Origin of the sequence: Streptomyces sp. TG1A-60 (assembly GCF_037201975.1) — a bacterium.
Classification (GTDB): Bacteria; Actinomycetota; Actinomycetes; order Streptomycetales; family Streptomycetaceae; genus Streptomyces.
On record NZ_CP147520.1, the window covers coordinates 3,479,554 to 3,493,644 of the forward strand.

The window sequence follows — 14,091 nt, forward strand, 5'->3', positions numbered from 1 at the left end:
ATCCAGATACGCCTTGACCACATCTGTTTCATTCCGCACGGGGAATTCCGCGCGCACCGAGGCACATTCGGGAAGGGCGCCGAGGAGAGCCGAGCGCCACCGGTCAGACTCGACGACGGCGCCCCCGCACCCGGCCCTCACCGGTCACTCGGCCGCCCGCTGATCCACTGCGGCGGCGCCGGGATCTCCCGCCGCCACGTGTTGAAGTTGTGCCCGCCGCTGTCGAGGATGATCGACGAGATGCGGGTCGGCTGTTCGCGCTTCACCGGTTCGATGAACCTGAGCGTGGCCTTGTAGTCGGTCTCCCCTTGTTCGCTGCTGGTCACCAGTGGAGAGATGTCGGGGGCCTGACGGGCTTCGGATTCCAGAACAGGTCCGCCTCGTTCCGCAGCGTCTTGTTCCCCCGGAAGAGATCACCGGTCGTCGCGTCGATCGGCGCCTTGCGGTACGGCGTGGCCGGCCGCCGACCGACCGCCGGCCACGGCGGGCCGGCCGTGGCCACAGCCACACCGTGCCGATGAACAGCAGCACGGCGGACAGGACCGCAAGCGCCGGCACCTTGTTGCTCGTAAGACCCATCGGACTGTCCCCCGTCGTCCCGCCCGCTCCGGCGGCCCGCTCCGCGACCGTTTCTTTCCCTGTCCTTGGGAACAGCTTCTCGACCGAGAGTGAACCTCCCTCGCCGCGTCGCCGTCCTAGAGGGCGCAATGTCGCCGGATGCCGGAAAGGCACCGGATCCAAGGTCTCTCGCGGAACTACGGGATGCGATGTCTGTCAGCGCAGATGGGGAAGTATCGGGTGGGGTTCCGCTCCACGCGGGCCGACCGTCGGACCGGACGCAGCCGAACCAGGCGCCGCCGACCCGGCTGTCGCGTCGGCTGCCGTCCACCGGCGTACGACGCCTCCTGCGCGGGCCGCGCCCCGAGGCCGTGCCCGCCCTGGTCGCCAGGGCATGCACGCTCGTCGGGCTCGTGGACATCGCCGCGGGTGTGTTCCCCCACTTCCGGTACAGCCGTGTGCACACGCTGGCCGAGGTGCTGCCCGGCGCGCTCGGCCCCTTCGCGGCGGCCCTGTCGCTGAGCGCCGGCGTGCTGTTGCTCCTCCTCGCCCACGGGCTGCGCCGACGCAAGCGGCGGGCCTGGCGCGCGGCCGTGGTCCTGCTGCCGGCCGGGGCGATCGCCCAGTTCGCCTACCGTCACTCACTCGTCGGCTTCCTCGTCTCCCTGGCCCTCCTCGTCCCGCTGCTGCGCCACCGCGACGAGTTCCGCGCCCTGCCCGACCCGACCAGCCGCTGGCGGGCGCTCGCCAACTTCGTGCTGATGGGCGCCGGTTCGATCGTCCTCGGTCTGATCATCGTCAGCGCCCACCCCGAGCGCGTGGTCGGCGACCCGAGCCTGGCCGCCCGCCTCGAACACGTCATCTACGGCCTGTTCGGCTTCGAGGGCCCGGTCGGCTACGCGGACACCACGTCCTGGACGGTGGCCTGCTCGCTCGGCGCCCTCGGTCTGCTGACCGCCATCACCACCGTCTACCTGGCCTTCCGTCCCGAACACCCGGCGGCCCGCCTCACCGCCGACGACGAGTCACGGCTGCGCGCCCTGCTGGACAGACACGGCGGCCGTGACTCCCTGGGCCACTTCGCGCTCCGCCGCGACAAGGCGGTGGTCTTCTCGCCGAGCGGCAAGGCGGCGGTGACGTACCGCGTCGTCTCCGGGGTGATGCTCGCCAGCGGCGACCCGATCGGCGACGTCGAGGCCTGGCCCGGCGCGATCGAACGCTTCATGGACGAGGCGGAGGCCCACTCCTGGACCCCGGCCGTGACGGGCTGCTCGGAGACGGGCGCCGAGGTGTGGACCCGGGAGACCGGTCTCGACGCCCTCGAACTGGGCGACGAGGCGGTGGTGGACGTCGCGGATTTCTCCCTCACCGGGCGCGCGATGCGCAACGTGCGTCAAATGGTGAAGCGCATCGAGCGGCTCGGTTACGAGACCCGGGTACGGCGCGTCCGTGACCTCGGCGAGGCGGAACTCGACCGGATCCGCCGCGCCGCCGAGGACTGGCGGGGCACCGACACCGAGCGCGGCTTCTCCATGGCGCTCGGCCGCATCGGCGACCCGGCCGACGGGGACTGTCTGATAGCCACCGCCCACAAGGAGGACGGGCCCCCCGGGCCGTACGGCGACCTGAAGGCCGTACTCCACTTCGTGCCCTGGGGGCCCGACGGCGCCTCCCTGGACCTGATGCGCCGCGACCGCTCGGCTGACCCGGGCATGAACGAACTCCTCATCGTCGCGGCCCTCCAGGCGGCCCCCCGCCTGGGCGCACGGCAGGTCTCGCTGAACTTCGCGATGTTCCGCTCGGCCCTGGCCCGCGGCGAGAGGATCGGCGCCGGCCCGGTGCTGCGCGCCTGGCGCGGACTGCTGGTCTTCCTCTCCCGCTGGTTCCAGATCGAGTCCCTGTACAAGTTCAACGCCAAGTTCCGCCCCCGCTGGGAGCCACGCTTCGTCGTCTACGCCGCCTCCCGCGACATCCCCCGCATCGGCCTCGCCGCCATGCGGGCCGAGGGCTTCGTCGACCTCGCCCTCCCCCGCTCCCCGCGCCGCCGCCCCGGGATCCCGGCCCCGTGCGCACACGCGGTGCGCTCCGCCGGCCACACCGCCTGAGGCGCAGGCCGGGATCCGGCTCAGTCACGACGCACCGCGGCGGGGGCCTAGGCTTGGCGTATGAGCAAGCAGAACCGGCGCGGCCAGGTGTCCGGAATGCCCCGGTGGGATCGCTGCGCGGTCATGGGCGTCGTCAATGTCACCCCGGACTCGTTCTCCGACGGCGGGCGCTGGTTCGACACCACGGCGGCCGTGAAGCACGGGCTGGACATGGTCGGCGAGGGCGCGGACCTGGTGGACGTCGGCGGTGAGTCGACCCGCCCCGGTGCCGCCCGCGTCGACGAGGCCGAGGAGCTCAAGCGTGTCATCCCCGTCGTACGGGGCCTGGCCTCCGAGGGCGTCACCGTCTCCGTGGACACCATGCGCGCCTCCGTCGCCGAGCAGGCCCTCGCGGTCGGCGCCGCCCTCGTCAACGACGTCAGCGGCGGCCTAGCCGATCCCGCGATGATCCCGGTGGTCGCCGACGCGGGCGCCCCCTTCGTGGTGATGCACTGGCGCGGCTTCCTGAAGGGCGGCAACGTCAAGGGCGTCTACACCGACGTCGTCCTGGAGGTGCTGGAGGAGCTGCACGCGCGCGTGGAGGCCGTCCTGGAGGGCGGGGTCGCGGCGGACCGCGTCGTCGTCGACCCGGGCCTCGGCTTCTCCAAGGACGCCGAGCACGACCTCACCCTCCTCGCCCACCTCGACCGGCTGCACGGCCTCGGCCACCCCCTGCTGGTCGCCGCCTCCCGCAAGAGGTTCCTCGGCCGCGTGCTGGCGGGCCCCAAGGACGCCCCGCCGCCCGCGCGGGAACGCGACGCCGCCACGGCCGCCGTGTCGGCCCTCGCCGCCCAGCAGGGCGCCTGGGCGGTCCGGGTGCACGAGGTGCGCGCCACCGCCGACGCCGTACGCGTCGCCCGCGCGATCGAAGGAGCCCGGGAGCGGTGAGCTCGGCCCACACCGACGTCGAACAGGTCGAACTCGCCAACCGGGCCTTCTACGAGGCCGTGGAACAGGGCGACTTCGAGACGCTCTCCTCGCTCTGGCTGACCCCGGCCGACCTGGGCGTGGACGAGGAGTACCACGATCCCGCCGAGGCGGGCGTGATCTCCTGCGTGCATCCCGGCTGGCCGGTCCTCACCGGCCGCGGGGAGGTGCTGCGGTCGTACGCGCTGATCATGGCCAACACGGAGTACATCCAGTTCTTCCTCACCGACGTGCACGTGTCGGTCACCGGGGACACGGCACTCGTCACCTGCACCGAGAACATCCTCAGCGGCGCACCGGCTCCGGACGGCAGTGACGAGCTGGGTCCGCTCGTGGGGCAGCTGGTGGTCGCCACGAACGTGTTCCGGCGCACGACCGACGGCTGGAGGATCTGGTCGCACCACGGCTCCCCCGTCCTGACCGAATCCGATGACGACGAGGGCGACGACCCACCTTCCTGAGCGGGCGGGCGCTGCTACGAGCGCCGAGGAGTGATTGGGAACGGGGACTCCCGGGTATGGGCCGCTTCCGACCCGTGAGCCGCCGTGTCCCCTGGGGAGAACGCTGGGTGAACCCTTCCCGTACGGGGGCGGGGTCGAGCCCCGGTGGGTGAGCGCTGTCCGTGCTCGCAGGTAGATTCGAGGGTGGCCGGTGTGCCGTCCGTACGCGGAAGACACCGGCCGTCACCGACGATTGCAGGAGGGATTCGCGTGGATCGTGTCGCGCTGCGCGGCCTCAGGGCCCGTGGGTACCACGGGGTGTTCCCGCACGAGCGCCAGGAGGGCCAGACCTTCGTCGTGGACCTCACGCTCGGCCTGGACACCCGGCCGGCGGCGGCCGACGACGACCTGGCGAAGACCGTCCACTACGGGATCGTGGCGGAGGAGGTCGTGGGCGTCGTCGAGGGCGAGCCGGTGAACCTCATCGAGACGCTCGCCGAGCGCATCGCCCGGACGTGCCTGAAACACGACGGGGTCCAGGAGGTCGAGGTCAGCGTCCACAAACCGAACGCGCCGATCGCGGTCCCCTTCGACGACGTGACCGTCACCATCACCCGGAGCCGAGTATGACCGCGTCCTTCACCGAGGGTCAGAGCGACCCGACCGTACAGCCGGTGCCCGCCTCCGTCGTGCAGAAGGTGGACGAGGCCGACACGACCCTGCACAACCCCCGGCGGGCCGTGATCTCCCTTGGGTCGAACCTGGGCAACCGTCTGGAGAACCTCCAGGGCGCCATCGACGCGCTGGAGGACACCCCCGGCCTCCGCGTCAAGGCCGTGTCGCGGGTGTACGAGACGGAGCCGTGGGGCGTGGCGCCCGGCAGTCAGCCGAGCTACTACAACGCGGTCGTCGTCCTCAAGACCACCCTGCCCCCGTCGTCGCTCCTGGAGCGGGCCCAGGCCGTCGAGGAGGCCTTCCACCGGGTCCGGGACGAGCGCTGGGGGCCGCGCACACTGGACGTGGACATCGTCGCGTACGCGGACGTGGTCTCCGACGACCCGGCGCTGACCCTGCCGCACCCGCGCGCCCACGAGCGGGCCTTCGTCCTCGCCCCCTGGCACGACGTCGAGCCCGAGGCGCAGCTCGCCGACCGCGGCCCCGTGGCGCGGCTCCTCGACGCCGTCACCCGCGAAGGCGTGTCGCCGCGCGCCGACCTGGAACTCCAGCTGCCCGAGTAATCGTTAAGGTCTACCGGGTCGGGATCATCACCCGACGCCGTCGGGACCGACCGCCGGGCCGACCACCCGGCGGCCGTGGATCCCGGCGTCCGTGGACCATCGGGCTCGTCGAAGGGGCATCGTGAAAGAGCTGCGCATCAGGACGCTGGCCGCGGTGTTCGTCGTGGCGGGGGTGCTGTCCTGGGCCGGGGCCCGGCTGTGGAACTCGGTGGGCACACTGCCGAGCGTCCCGCTGGCCGCCCCCATCGTGCTCGCGCTGATCGCCGCGGTCCTGACGGCCACCGCGCTGTCCATCCGCAACCGGCTCAAGGCCCAGCGGGAGCGCCAACCGGACGCGAAGGGCGTCGACCCTCTGATGGCCGCCCGCGCGGTCGTCTTCGGCCAGGCCAGCGCCCTCGTCGCCGCCCTCGTCTCCGGCATGTACGGCGGCGTGGGCGCCTTCCTCCTGGAATCCCTGGAGGTCCCGGCCCGCCGCGACCAGGCCGTCTACGCCGGGTTCTCCGTCCTCGCCGGCATCGCCGTCATAGTGGCCGCCTTCTACCTGGAGCGCGTCTGCAAGCTCCCGGAGGACGACGACACCAACGGCGGCGCGGCGCGGGCGGCCTAGGGCGGGCCCGCGCGGTGCCGCACGCGGTGGGGCCCCCAGATGGGTCACCGCCTCCCGTTTCAGCCCGCGCAACCCCTGGACTTCATCACCGGCAAGGAGAACGTGGTCCTCCTTTGGCAGGCACAGATGCCCGAAGCGACGGCCAGGTGGGTCTTGCCGGTTCCGGGCGGGCCGAGGGCGTGCCGGTCGGTCAGTGGGCCATGATGAGGCTCATCGCCTCGTTCCGGGTCGCCGCGTCCCTCAGCTGGCCGCGCACCGCCGACGTTATGGTCTTCGCGCCGGGTTTGCGGATGCCCCGCATCGACATGCACATGTGCTCGCACTCCACGACCACGATCACCCCGCGCGGCTCCAGGATCTCCATCAGCGAGTCGGCGATCTGTGACGTCATCCGCTCCTGCACCTGCGGGCGCCGCGCGTAGACGTCCACGAGCCGCGCCAGCTTCGACAGACCGGTGATCTTTCCGCTGGTGGACGGGATGTACCCGACGTGCGCCACGCCCCTGAACGGCACCAGGTGATGTTCGCAGGTCGAGTACACCTCGATGTCCTTGACCAGCACCATCTCGTCGTGGCCGAGGTCGAACGTCGTGGTCAGCACGTCCTCCGGCTGCTGCCACAGCCCCGCGAAGATCTCCCGGTAAGACCGCGCCACCCGCGTCGGCGTCTCCCTGAGTCCCTCGCGGTCGGGGTCCTCGCCGACCGCGATCAGCAGCTCGCGTACGGCGTTCTCGGCACGCTTCTCGTCGAACTCGCCGATGGTGCCCTCGCCGTCCAGCGTCACGGGGTCGGTCATGTGGTGCCTCGCTCCTGAGCCTGCGACGCATACGGGTTACGCGTCTCATGTTTCGGCCATACGAAAGATGCCGCGCCCCCAGGCTAGAACCAGGGGGGGCGCGGCATCCATTCCGGGCCTGGTGAGGTGGCCGTGGGCCGGGAGCCAAGGCTTCCGGTGGCCGGTTCTCACCGGGTGGGCGTCAGCTCTCCGGGTGCTCCTCCGGGGTCGCCTCGGCGGGCGCCTTGGTGGTGGTGATCACCGGCGTCGCGCCGTTGGCGCCGTTCGTCAGTGCGAGCTCCTTCGGGGAGAGCACCGGCGGACGGGTGGAGGGGGTGCGGCGGGAGGAGCCGGTCCAGGCGGGCCGGGGCGGACGCTTGACGATGGGGGCGAAGATCTCGGCGATCTCCTCCTTGCCCAACGTCTCCTTCTCCAGCAGCTGGAGCACCAGGTTGTCGAGGACGTCGCGGTTCTCGACCAGGATCTCCCAGGCCTTGTTGTGCGCGTTCTCGATGAGCTTCTTGACTTCCTCGTCCACGAGCGCGGCGACCTCTTCCGAGTAGTCGCGCTGGTGAGACATCTCACGTCCGAGGAACGGCTCCGAGTTGTCGCCCCCGAACTTGATCGCGCCCAGACGCTCGGTCATGCCGTACTGGGTGACCATCGCGCGGGCCAGGCTGGTGGCCTTCTCGATGTCGTTCGAGGCGCCGGTGGTCGGGTCGTGGAAGACCAGTTCCTCGGCGGCGCGACCGCCCAGCATGTAGCCGAGCTGGTCGAGCATCTCGTTGCGGGTGGTCGAGTACCGGTCCTCGTCCGGCAGAACCATCGTGTAGCCGAGGGCGCGGCCTCTCGACAGGATGGTGATCTTGTGGACCGGGTCGGAGTTCGGGGAGGCCGCCGCGACCAGGGCGTGACCGCCCTCGTGGTACGCGGTGATCTTCTTTTCCTTGTCCGACATGATCCGGGTCCGCTTCTGCGGGCCCGCGACCACGCGGTCGATCGCCTCGTCCAGCATCTGGTTGTCGATCAGCTTCCTGTCGCTGCGAGCCGTCAGGAGCGCGGCCTCGTTCAGGACGTTGGACAGATCGGCACCCGTCATGCCGGGGGTCCGGCGGGCGACGGCGGACAGGTCGACGTCGGGCGCGACCGGCTTGCCCTTCTGGTGGACCTTGAGGATCTCCAGACGACCCTGCATGTCCGGGCGGTCGACGGCGATCTGGCGGTCGAAGCGGCCCGGGCGCAGCAGCGCCGGGTCGAGGATGTCCGGGCGGTTCGTCGCGGCGATGAGGATCACACCGCCCTTGACGTCGAAGCCGTCCATCTCGACGAGCAGCTGGTTCAGCGTCTGCTCGCGCTCGTCGTGACCGCCGCCGAGGCCGGCGCCGCGGTGCCGGCCGACCGCGTCGATCTCGTCGACGAAGACGATCGCCGGGGCGTTCGCCTTGGCCTGCTCGAAGAGGTCACGGACCCGGGAGGCACCGACACCCACGAACATCTCGACGAAGTCGGAACCCGAGATCGAGTAGAAGGGGACACCCGCCTCGCCCGCGACGGCGCGCGCGAGCAGCGTCTTGCCCGTACCGGGCGGGCCGTAGAGCAGCACGCCCTTGGGGATCTTGGCACCGACGGCCTGGAACTTGGCGGGCTCCTGCAGGAACTCCTTGATCTCGTGGAGCTCCTCGACGGCCTCGTCCGAGCCCGCGACGTCCGAGAACGTCGTCTTCGGGGTGTCCTTGGTGATGAGCTTGGCCTTGGACTTCCCGAAGTTCATGACACGGGAGCCGCCACCCTGCATCTGGTTCATCAGGAACAGGAAGACGACCACGATGAGGACGAAGGGGAGCAGGGAGAGCAGGATGCCGACGAAAGCGTTCTGCTTGGTCGGAGTGACCGTGTAGCCGTCGGGGATCTGCTCGTTCTGGAACTTGTCCTGCAGGGTGTTGGCGAGGTTCACGCCCTGGTCGCCGATGTAGCTCGCCTGGATCTTCGAGCTGCCTTCGATCTTCTGCCCGTCCTTGAGCTGGGCCTTGATGGTCTGCTCTTCGCCGGTGGTCAGGCTGGCCTCTTGGACCCGGTTGTCATGGATCGCCTGGACCACCTGGCCCGTGTCCACCGTCTTGTAGCCGCCGGACGAGCCGACGACCTGCATCAACACGACCACGGCAAGGACGGCCAGCACGATCCACATGACTGGCCCACGGAAGTATCGCTTCACGTCCATCCATACGGAGCGGTGCCGCCCCGTCCCTCCTGCCATAGTGAGTTTGATAAAGACTGTTCTTCGGACGGTACCCCAGCATTGTCACCCGAAGTCGCAGGGGACTGTCGGCAATCCCGTCCTCGCATGCTTCAACGGTGCGAAACCCGCTGGGGTTCCCGAGCGTCTTACGGGGGTTGGTTCAGCCGCCGTAGACGTGGGGCGCGAGCGTACCGACGAAGGGGAGGTTGCGGTACTTCTCGGCGTAGTCGAGGCCGTAGCCCACGACGAACTCGTTGGGGATGTCGAAACCGGCCCACTCCACGTCGATGGCGACCTTGGCGGCGTCGGGCTTGCGCAGCAGCGTGCACACCTTCAGGGAGGCGGGCTCGCGCGAGCCGAGGTTGGAGATCAGCCAGGACAGGGTCAGGCCCGAGTCGATGATGTCCTCGACGATCAGGACGTGCCTGCCCTTGATGTCGGTGTCGAGGTCCTTGAGGATCCGCACCACGCCGGAGGACTGGGTGCCCGCGCCGTAGGAGGACACGGCCATCCAGTCCATGGTGACCGGGGTGGACAGCGCCCGGGCGAGGTCGGCCATGACCATCACCGCGCCCTTGAGGACTCCGACGATGAGCAGGTCCTTGCCCGCGTACTCCGCGTCGATCTTCGCGGCCAGCTCGGCCAGCTTCGCGTCGATCTCTTCCTTGGTGATGAGTACCTCTTTGAGGTCGGCACCCATGTCTTTCGCGTCCACCCGCATCACTTTCGGTCGGTCGTCCCGGGGCCGCTCCCGGACGCCCGCGTCCCGTGCGGGGTCCGGGGCCCGTGTGCGGGGCCCCGTCGGCGTCCGGTTTCAGCCTTGCCGAATCACCAGTCTGCCACCCTGCCGCTGGGCGACGACCCGGCCGGGGAGATTGATGGCCCCCTGACCGCGCCAGCCGGTGATGAGGCGGTCGATCTCCTCGATGTGCCGGGCGAAGAGGGAACCGGCCGGGGCACCGGCCTCGATGGCGGCGCGGCGCAGGATGCGGCGGCGCACGGCGGGCGGCAGGGCGTAGAGCTTGGCGCACTCCAGAAGCCCCGCGGCGTCGCGGACGGAGGCCTCGGCCTGGCGGGCCCAGGTGTCGAGGGCGTCGGCGTCGTCGCGGGAGAGCCGGGCCGTACGGGCGAGGGCCTCGACGACGCCCTTGCCGAGCGCTTTCTCCAGAGCGGGCAGTCCTTCGTGCCGGAGCCTGGAGCGGGTGTAGGCCGGGTCGGCGTTGTGGGGGTCGTCCCAGACGGACAGCGACTGGACCATGCAGGCCTTGCGGGCGGTCTGCCGGTCGAGTTGGAGGAAGGGGCGCCGGTAGCGGCCGTCGGCCCCCGAGACCGCGGCCATACCGGACAGGGAGCGGATGCCGGAACCGCGGGCGAGACCGAGCAGGACGGTTTCGGCCTGGTCGTCGCGGGTGTGGCCGAGCAGGACGGCGGTGGCGCCGTGGCGGTCCAGGGCGGCGTCCAGGGCGGCGTAGCGGGCGTCGCGGGCTGCGGCCTCGGGTCCGCCGTCCCGCCCGACGGTCACGGCCACGGACTCGACCGGGTCCAGGCCGAGTGCGTTCAGGCGCAGGACGACTTCCTCGGCGCGGAGGCCGGAGCCGGGCTGCAGACCGTGGTCGACGGTGATGCCGCCGGCGCGGACGCCGAGCTTGGGTGCCTCGAAGGCGAGGGCGGAGGCGAGCGCCATGGAGTCGGCGCCGCCGGAGCACGCCACGAGCACGAGCGGCGGCCCGTGCACGGCGGTCCTCGCACGCGGGGACACACTGAGCGTGGTCCCGGCGGGCACGGCCGCGGGGGGTACGGCCGTGGGGCGCGTGGGCGCCGGTTGTGCGCTTGTCGCGGAGGGCGCGCCGGGGGTCGCGCAGGCGGGCGCGTGCGGGGTGGTGTTCGTGTGGTGTTCGGTCAGGAGGTCGTGGAGTACGCGGCGGACCGCCAGGCGTATCGCCGCGACCGCGGGGTGGGGACCCATGTCCGGTTCCCTTCATGAAATTGTCGGGAGGTGAGCCCGATCTCGGTCACTCAGAGTGTGTAGATGGTGACAGAGACGGGCCGTTCCCCGAGCATTGCACGCCTACCCATGGCTCACGGTCCCTCGGACGGGTGATTGGAGGGGCGTTCGCCTGCCGTCGGCCGGATTCGTTCACCACGCTCGCGCGCGGCTCACGACCCCGCCCTGCGATGCACCCGCGCGACCCAGTCCGCCGGTTTGGCGATCTCCGCCTTGGTCGGCAGGGTGTTCGGGGAGGTCCACACGCGGTTGAAACCGTCCATGCCGACCTGTTCGACGACCGCCCGTACGAACCGCTCGCCGTCCTTGTACTGCCTGAGTTTGGCGTCGAGTCCCAGGAGCTTGCGCAGGGCCTGGTCCAGGCGGGAGGCCCCCTTCGCGCGTCGCTGCTGGAACTTCTCGCGGATCTCGGCGACCGAGGGCACGACCGCCGGGCCGACCCCGTCCATCACGAAGTCGGCATGGCCCTCGAGGAGGGACATGACGGCGGTCAGCCGGCCGAGGATCTCCCGCTGGGCGGGGGTCTGCACCAACTCCACGATCGAGTGAGCGTCGTCGCCCTGCTCGCCCTCGGGCCGACCCCCCGCGAGTGACTGGGCGGCCTCCCGGACGCGCTCCAGGAAGGTCGTGGGGTCGACCTCGGTCTCCTTGAGGAACGACTGGATTTCGCCCTCCAGGTGGTCCCGCAGCCAGGGGACCGCCGTGAACTGCGTGCGGTGCGTCTCCTCGTGCAGACAGACCCAGAGGCGGAAGTCGTGAGGCTGTACGTCGAGTTCGCGCTCCACGTGCACGATGTTCGGCGCGACCAGCAGCAGCCTGCCGCCGCCGTTCTCGGCGCCCGGGAAGTCGCGGGTCGCCGGGGCGAACGTCTCGTACTGGCCGAGCACGCGGGAGGCGAGGAACGACAGGAGCATGCCCAGCTCCACGCCGGTGACCTTGCCGCCGACCGCGCCGAGGACGGCCCCGCCCGGCGTGTTGCCGCGACGTTCCTCCATCTTGTCGAGCAGCGGCTTCAGCAGCTCCCGGAAGCCGGCGACGTTGGCCCGGACCCAGCCCGGCCGGTCGACGACGAGGACGGGGGTGTCGTCGCCCGTGTCGGGGAGCATCCGCGTGAACGCGCGGACGTGTTCCTCCGACTCCTTCGCGTGCCGGCGGAGCTCGGCGACGATGTCCCTGGCCTCGTCGCGGCTCACCTCGGGGCCCGGCCGCACGAGCCGGGTCGCGGTCGCCACCGCGAGATTCCAGTCGACCATCTCGGCACCACCGATACGAGTCATGCTGTCAACCGTACGGGAGCGCTGCCGCTGGGGGCAGGTCGCGAGGGATGGGGGGCCTTGGGTGGGTGGGCACGTGCGGGTGGGTGTGGTCGCTCGCACCCACGCTGCGGAGCCCCATACCGGCACACGCCCGCGCCCTCCTCCCAAGGCCTGCGGCCGTTTCGAGGGCGGCATGCTCTGGAAGGAGCGTCACCTCAGCGGCAGCCGCAGGTCGCCAGGGCCGAGGCCGCCGCGTCCAGGGCCTTGTGGGCCGCTGTGCGGTCCGTAGCCCCCGTGGCCAGGACGGCGAAGGCGAGGAGGCGGCCGTCGGCGTCCACGACCGTGCCGGCGAGGGTGTTCACGCCGGTCAGCGTGCCGGTCTTGGCCCGTACCACTCCGGTGCCGTCGGGCTGGGTGGCGTAGCGGCTGCTGAGGGTGCCGGTGAAGCCGGCCACCGGGAGACCGGTGAGCACCGGGCGGAGTTCGGGGTGGGAGGGAGCCGCCGACTCGGCGAGGAGGGCGGTGAGCAGGTCCGCGGTGAGCTGGTTGTCCCGGCTGAGACCACTGCCGTCGGCGAACTCGACGCCGTCGAGGGGCAGTCCGAGTTTCTTCAGCTGCTTCTTGATCGCTGCCGCGCCGCCTTCGAAGCTCGCCGGTTCGTCCGTCGCCACGGCGACCTGGCGGGCCAGTGCCTCGGCGAGGTCGTTGTCGCTGTGGGTGAGCATGCGCTCCACCAGGGCGGACAGGGGTGGAGAGGAGACCGAGGCGAGTTCCTCGGTGTCCGCAGTCGCCCTCGAGGAGTCCGGGAGGGGGCCCGTCGCCTCCGTCTTGACGCCGCGGTCCGCCAGGAGGTCCGCGAACTTCGCGGTCGCGTCCCCCGCCGGGTCGGTGGAGCGGGTCGTGGTACCGCTGGTGGAGTCGTCGAGACGGGCCTCGTCGACCATGAGGGCGGTGACGGGGGCGATGTTGCCGTCCACACCGATGGAGTGCAGCTCGGGGCCCTCGTAGAGGGAGGTGTCGTAGGTGAGCGTGATCTCGTCCAGGTGACGCTCGGCGAGAGCGGCGGCCGTCCGGTCGGCGAGGGCGCGCAGGCTCGCGTGGCCGCCCGCCTCCTCACGGGCGGTGAGGGTGGGGTCGCCGCCACCGACGAGGACCACCTCGGCGGAGTCGGGCTTCAGGACCGTACGGGTCTCGATGCGGTGGTCGGGGCCGGCCGCCGAGAGGACCGCCGCAGCCGTGGCGATCTTGGTGGTGGACGCGGGGGTCAGCGCGTCGTCCGCGTTCTGGCCGTAGAGCTGCCTGCCCGTCGCGACGTCGACGACGGCGGCTGCCGGACGAGGGCCCAGGTCCGGGGAGTTCAGGAACGGGTCCAAAACGGCTGCCAGGGCCGCGGACTCGGGCGCGGAGCCGGCGCCGGCCTGGGCGGCGCCGGCGCCCAGGCCGGTGAGCACGGAGAGGGCGCTCGGCGCGGGCTTGGGCGCCTCCGCCGACATACCGGGATCACGTCCGTGATCTGCGCCACCCTGCCCCGCGGGCGATGCCGCACGGTCACGCTCGGCCGTACGCTGACCCGATGAGTCCCAGGGTCCGGCGGCGGCCACCGCCCCGGCCGAGAGCACCAGCCCCAGGGTGGCCGCGCCAGCGGTGAACTGAAGGGTCGTGAGCTTCTTCGTGTTCCCCGCGAGCTGCGAAGAGCGTGCCGAGACGGCGCTCGTGACGCGTACGACACCGGGTTTCACCACCCGTGCGACGCGTTCCGCGCCGGGTTTCACGGCGCGTGAGAGGCGCACGACCCCCGGCTTCACGGCGCGCGCGACCCGCACCACGTGCGGTCTCGCGGCCCGCCAGACCTTCGGCTCAGGCACGACCACCAGCCCCTTTCGCGATCACACACCTGCGTGA

The 14,091-nt window shown here is 71.2% G+C and carries 12 protein-coding genes and 1 pseudogene; 6 read left to right on the forward strand and 7 right to left on the reverse strand.

The genetic code is table 11. The features are described 5' to 3' along the window. Positions 1 to 137: 137 nt before the first annotated feature. A pseudogene (locus tag WBG99_RS14715) lies at positions 138 to 454 on the reverse strand (esterase); the annotation flags it as partial. Positions 455 to 866: 412 nt separating this feature from the next. Between WBG99_RS14715 and WBG99_RS14720 the strand changes: the two are divergent. The 6 genes from WBG99_RS14720 to WBG99_RS14745 all read left to right on the forward strand — a co-directional run bounded on the left by WBG99_RS14720 (position 867) and on the right by WBG99_RS14745 (position 5,914). Further along, positions 867 to 2,663, forward strand: coding sequence for a phosphatidylglycerol lysyltransferase domain-containing protein (locus WBG99_RS14720; protein ID WP_338900349.1), 1,797 nt, complete (start codon positions 867 to 869; stop codon positions 2,661 to 2,663). A 60-nt stretch (positions 2,664 to 2,723) separates the two neighbouring features. Beyond that, the gene (gene folP / locus WBG99_RS14725; protein WP_338896745.1) at positions 2,724 to 3,590 is read left to right on the forward strand and encodes a dihydropteroate synthase; all 867 of its coding nucleotides are present in this window, start codon (positions 2,724 to 2,726) and stop codon (positions 3,588 to 3,590) included. Continuing rightward, entirely contained in the window at positions 3,587 to 4,090 is a 504-nt protein-coding gene (locus WBG99_RS14730; protein ID WP_338896746.1) for a nuclear transport factor 2 family protein, read from the forward strand. Before folP ends, WBG99_RS14730 begins: the two co-directional genes overlap by 4 nt. Before the next feature lie 249 nt (positions 4,091 to 4,339). Then, positions 4,340 to 4,699, forward strand: coding sequence for a dihydroneopterin aldolase (folB, locus tag WBG99_RS14735; protein ID WP_338896747.1), 360 nt, complete (start codon positions 4,340 to 4,342; stop codon positions 4,697 to 4,699). Next, on the forward strand, positions 4,696 to 5,307 hold the full coding sequence (gene folK, locus WBG99_RS14740) for a 2-amino-4-hydroxy-6-hydroxymethyldihydropteridine diphosphokinase (RefSeq protein WP_338896748.1): 612 nt from the start codon (positions 4,696 to 4,698) through the stop codon (positions 5,305 to 5,307). Before folB ends, folK begins: the two co-directional genes overlap by 4 nt. Positions 5,308 to 5,428: 121 nt before the next feature. Next, a complete protein-coding gene (locus WBG99_RS14745; protein WP_338896749.1) occupies positions 5,429 to 5,914 on the forward strand; it encodes a DUF3180 domain-containing protein in 486 nt (161 codons plus the stop codon). Between the two features lie 190 nt (positions 5,915 to 6,104). Here WBG99_RS14745 and folE read toward each other — a convergent pair whose 3' ends face one another. The 6 genes from folE to dacB form a co-directional block, all read right to left on the reverse strand. Then, positions 6,105 to 6,710, reverse strand: coding sequence for a GTP cyclohydrolase I FolE (folE, locus tag WBG99_RS14750; protein ID WP_338896750.1), 606 nt, complete (start codon positions 6,708 to 6,710; stop codon positions 6,105 to 6,107). 181 nt (positions 6,711 to 6,891) lie between these two features. Continuing rightward, entirely contained in the window at positions 6,892 to 8,910 is a 2,019-nt protein-coding gene (gene ftsH, locus WBG99_RS14755; protein WP_338900350.1) for an ATP-dependent zinc metalloprotease FtsH, read from the reverse strand. A gap of 178 nt (positions 8,911 to 9,088) precedes the next feature. Next, a complete protein-coding gene (hpt, locus tag WBG99_RS14760) occupies positions 9,089 to 9,649 on the reverse strand; it encodes a hypoxanthine phosphoribosyltransferase (protein WP_338900351.1) in 561 nt (186 codons plus the stop codon). A 93-nt stretch (positions 9,650 to 9,742) separates the two neighbouring features. Further along, complete coding sequence (gene tilS / locus WBG99_RS14765) at positions 9,743 to 10,894, reverse strand: tRNA lysidine(34) synthetase TilS (protein ID WP_338896751.1); 1,152 nt, start codon at positions 10,892 to 10,894, stop codon at positions 9,743 to 9,745. A gap of 191 nt (positions 10,895 to 11,085) precedes the next feature. Next, positions 11,086 to 12,210, reverse strand: a complete 1,125-nt coding sequence (locus WBG99_RS14770) for a zinc-dependent metalloprotease (RefSeq protein ID WP_338896752.1) — start codon at positions 12,208 to 12,210, stop codon at positions 11,086 to 11,088. A 194-nt stretch (positions 12,211 to 12,404) separates the two neighbouring features. After that, positions 12,405 to 14,060: a D-alanyl-D-alanine carboxypeptidase/D-alanyl-D-alanine-endopeptidase gene (gene dacB, locus WBG99_RS14775; RefSeq protein ID WP_338896753.1), complete on the reverse strand. Its 1,656-nt coding sequence runs from the start codon at positions 14,058 to 14,060 to the stop codon at positions 12,405 to 12,407. Positions 14,061 to 14,091 lie beyond the last annotated feature (31 nt).